The sequence below is a fragment of the Ligilactobacillus salitolerans genome (assembly GCF_003864415.1).
Taxonomy (GTDB): Bacteria; Bacillota; Bacilli; order Lactobacillales; family Lactobacillaceae; genus Ligilactobacillus; species Ligilactobacillus salitolerans.
The window spans coordinates 1-3,848 of sequence record NZ_BFFP01000068.1; the positions used below are offsets into that span (position 1 = coordinate 1).

Consider the following 3,848-nt stretch of genomic DNA (forward strand, 5'->3'; position numbering starts at 1 on the left):
TTGCCTCCACAGATCAACTATAACCAGGCTGGAGTATTGGTATCGTTAAAAGGTACCACCGTCCGGTTATCGCCCAGCAAGACCGGCACGTCACCATCTTTAGCCCACGCAATGATTGTGCTGGCGGGATAACCCAGGTGCTGCGCACAAGCCTGAACTGTGATCGCCTCTTGTTTATTGTAGATCTCACTGAGCTTATTAATGTGTTCTAACTGCTTAGCAGCGTTGATTTGCCGCTTGTTTTGCGCAGTTTCTGCAACCACCGTGGTCCCGGTCTCACTATCATACAGCGGAATATCGCCGTCTTGGGCCCACTTGCGAACCGTGGGCACAGTGTAGCCCGTGGCTTTAGCTGCTTCCTGGAGCGTATTGATTTTTTCATCATTAAAGTCATTACGCAACCGCATGATCCGCTGATTACGTTTTTCGTTACTGGCTTGTCCAAAAAGTTCTAATTTTCTCATCTAGACCACACCTCTTTGTTTTATTGTACCAAAACCCAGCTGACAAATAACGCCTTAGGCAAGAAAAAAACGGAAACTTCCAACCGAAGCAACCGTTTTTTGGCAAAATTCATTGTAATGATAGACTAGACAACTTCAACGTGCAGCTGCCCGTCTTTAACGAGTTTCATCTTGCGCATGACATTGTAAATAACCAAGGAAAGCACAGCCGGTACGACAACGCCCATCAGCAGATAAACTAACAAAAGCTGCGGATCAGTCGAAGCCAAGTTGATCGGTGCGATCAGCGAATTCAAGCCCAGACCAGCGATCGTGTAGTTGACTTTGAAATGAAAGAAGATCGCCGCGACCGGAGCCGCAACCATCGCCGAAACAAAGGACGGCACTGCAAGCATTGGATTGACCAGCAAATTCGGAAATTGGATCTTCGGTGTAATGAACCCTTGGGCGATATTGGCTCCCAGGTTATTTTGGCGCCAAGAGATCACCAGGAAACCGACAAATTGAGCGGTTGTCCCCAGCAAAGCCGAACCAGATGACAGCGGATCAAGCATGACTGCCACCGCCAAAGCCGCCGAGGAAGCCGGTGTCATCAAGAACAGTGACCAGGCAAAAGCGACACAGATCGAGCCGACCAAGGGGTTGACTTGCATCGACTGGGCAATAAAACCGCTCAACCAATTCAAAGCTGGAGTCGTGACGCTGGCCAGCCCTAATCCGGAGATCGAGCCGACCAAGGTTGCACCCAACGGCACTAACATCATATCCAGCGGAGTTTTGCCAGTGAGATATTTGCCGATCAAAGCCGCGATCAAACCAGCGGCAACAGCGGAAATCGGCTGGCCGGAAGTAAAGATCCCGGATTGCGCAGCCTGAGACATTGCGTTCCCAGTCGCCGTAACGCCGTGCACGTTGGCCGAGGTGAAATAAACCGCGTTAGCCCCCACCGTGGCGGAAATCATCGAAGAAAACATCACCAATGAATTAGTCTTCAGCTGAGTCGCGATCACAGCGCCAAAGGCCGGCGCAAGCATCCACTGGGCGATTGCTCCAACTTGGTAGAGTGCATCCCAATGAACGAAGTTAGCGATCGATTGGATCAAAAGCCCCACACCCAGCATCACAAGGACCGCGTTAGAGACACCGGCTGAAACTGTATAAACATAATCGCTGATCGACATCTTTTTTTCTGTAGCCGGCTGCTCAGCAACCGGAGTTTCTTGCTTTTCTGGCATATCATTAGCCGCAACTGCTGCTTTCATATTAAAACGACCCCTCTTCTTTTCAAACCATAATTGCATTTTTTGTGACGAAAAAACGCCCTACAAAACATTATTAAATGCTCCATAGGGCGTTTCCGCGGTACCACCTATTCTTCGTTACAGACAACCGGATCCAAGCTGTCAGTAACCTCAACGCATCAGTCTGTACACGACTGGTGCGTTATCCTGTTAATGGTGGACAACCAGCACACGCTACTTTCAAATTCACCTGTGCCGCATCAGAGGTGAGCGGTCATGCTGTTTAGTCGGCCCTTCACACCACCAGGGCCTCTCTTTAGACTATTACAGTTGACGATCCTCGTCTTCGCGTTTTTCATCGTAATTTAATTGATTACTAATGTACCCGATATAAATTTGCTTGTCAACAACTTTTTTAATTTATTTTTTGCTAGGGTCAACACGATGCAGGGCGCCTAAAATTAATTCTAACAAAATGGTTGACACACTTATTTGGCAGTGTTAAATTACAAACATAAATTAAATTTTAATTAAAAGCTGTAAAGAGAATTTTATCTGCGCGCGTGGTCAGAGAATCGCTGGTTGGTGTGAAGCGACCCACAAAAGCAGGTGATGATCATCTCTGAGCTGCGTTGTGAAAATCACTTGATCATTAAACAACGCTGGGAGCACCCATTATTGTGTCAGCGTATCGCATTTTTTGCCGTACGTGAGAGGTCCTTGTTTTATTCAAGGATAAACTAAGGTGGTACAGCGTTGAAACGCCCTTAACTTTGCTAGTTGAGGGCGTTTTTTATTATTCAATTAAAGGTGGTGGTTCTTATGGAAGTTGCGATTACAAGCTCTCAAAATGACGGTCCGATTCAGATTTATCAAAATGGAGGAAGATATTATGACGACAGAAAACAAAACAGCAGCATTGACCGCGACAGAAAAAGAATTTGCCACAACACTTTACCAGGCTTATGCGACTCACACACCGCTTAACATGGCGGACTACGAACAGACAGTCACGGATGATGACAGTGCCTATCGTGTTCAGGCTTTCTTGACCAATTTGAAAGAAGAACCAGTCGGCGGGTACAAAGTCTCCTTGACCAGCAAAGAGACCCAAGACATGTTCGACGCTGATTCGCCTTTGTACGGCGCCCAGGTTGAAAGTCATTTCCGGACTTCACCTGCCAACTTCAAGCCAGAAGATCTCATGGATCCGTTAGCTGAGGTCGAATTAATGTTTACTGCTAAAGAAGACCTCTCAAGCTCCGACACACCAGAAGACCTCCTTGCCAAAACCAAGGTGGCAGCAGCAGTCGAGGTCCCCGATTCTCGTTTCTCCGACTGGTTTCCAAGTCTACCTAAACATCTTGTCATGGCAGATGCAGCGGTCGGCGGCTACGTTGTTTATGGTCCAGAACGCGATTCAACGGACGTTTTTTCGAGCCCAGAAGATGTCGCTAGCGTGACCTGCAAACTCTATCATGACGGCGAACACCTAAAAGACGGGGCAGCCACCGAAGTTCTGGGCAACCCGCTATCTTCTTTACACTGGTTAACGGAGAAACTTGCTGAGCAAGGCACCGCTTTGAAGGCAGGACAGCGTGTATCCAGCGGGACCTTCCTTTTGCCGGAGCATGTAACCGCTGGAACTTGGCGCGCTGACTTCAACTGGGACTTAGGCAGTGTCGAGGTCAATGTCGCAGAGTAGTTTAGTTTACTGCCTGTTGTTCTGAGGTTGAGATCGGCTGCTTTGGTACTAGTTTTGGAAAACTTTGTGCCAAAACGATTCCGCTTGGAACATACTTTGGCATACTTTGTTCCAAAACCATTCCGCTTGGAACATACTTTAGCATACTTTGTTCCAAAACATTTCTGCTTGGAACATACTTTAGCAAACTTTGTGCCAAAAAACTCACGATCGGGTAGGAGATAGTTCACACTATCGACCTCCCACACCACCGTACGTACGGAACCGTATACGGCGGTTCAACAACTTAAGCTTTTGCTTGAATTGACTGATACAACTGGGACATGTTTAATAGTCCTTGCTGTGTCAGTCTTTTGTTTGTTATGGATATACACAGTGTTTTACTATGCGCATTGCGCCAGTACCCTTTCCGTGTATTCACGTAGATTTTAGCTTCTT

General features: G+C 47.3%; 4 protein-coding genes, 1 pseudogene and 1 other annotated feature. Of the genes and pseudogenes, 1 reads left to right on the forward strand and 4 read right to left on the reverse strand.

From position 1 onward, the window contains the following. Window positions 1–17 precede the first annotated feature (17 nt). Window positions 18–464, reverse strand: coding sequence for a DNA-binding protein (locus LFYK43_RS11895; RefSeq protein ID WP_124978553.1), 447 nt, complete (start codon window positions 462–464; stop codon window positions 18–20). 125 nt (window positions 465–589) lie between these two features. Continuing rightward, the gene (locus LFYK43_RS11900; RefSeq protein ID WP_124978556.1) at window positions 590–1,699 is read right to left on the reverse strand and encodes a PTS sugar transporter subunit IIC; all 1,110 of its coding nucleotides are present in this window, start codon (window positions 1,697–1,699) and stop codon (window positions 590–592) included. A 536-nt stretch (window positions 1,700–2,235) separates the two neighbouring features. Beyond that, window positions 2,236–2,477: a binding site (T-box leader), on the forward strand. 105 nt (window positions 2,478–2,582) lie between these two features. Here LFYK43_RS11900 and LFYK43_RS11905 point away from each other — a divergent pair. After that, complete coding sequence (locus LFYK43_RS11905) at window positions 2,583–3,410, forward strand: 2-keto-4-pentenoate hydratase (protein WP_124978554.1); 828 nt, start codon at window positions 2,583–2,585, stop codon at window positions 3,408–3,410. A 1-nt stretch (window position 3,411) separates the two neighbouring features. Here LFYK43_RS11905 and LFYK43_RS12640 read toward each other — a convergent pair whose 3' ends face one another. Continuing rightward, entirely contained in the window at window positions 3,412–3,567 is a 156-nt protein-coding gene (locus LFYK43_RS12640; RefSeq protein ID WP_158609249.1) for a hypothetical protein, read from the reverse strand. A gap of 129 nt (window positions 3,568–3,696) precedes the next feature. Beyond that, a pseudogene (locus tag LFYK43_RS12900) lies at window positions 3,697–3,848 on the reverse strand (group II intron reverse transcriptase/maturase); the annotation flags it as partial.

Excerpts from the sequence above, each read along its gene's own strand:
- LFYK43_RS11895 (WP_124978553.1), bottom strand. The coding sequence starts at position 464 with ATGAGAAAATTAGAACTTTTTGGACAAGCCAGTAACGAAAAACGTAAT.
- LFYK43_RS11900 (WP_124978556.1), bottom strand. The coding sequence starts at position 1,699 with ATGCCAGAAAAGCAAGAAACTCCGGTTGCTGAGCAGCCGGCTACAGAA.
- LFYK43_RS11905 (WP_124978554.1), top strand. The coding sequence starts at position 2,583 with ATGGAGGAAGATATTATGACGACAGAAAACAAAACAGCAGCATTGACC.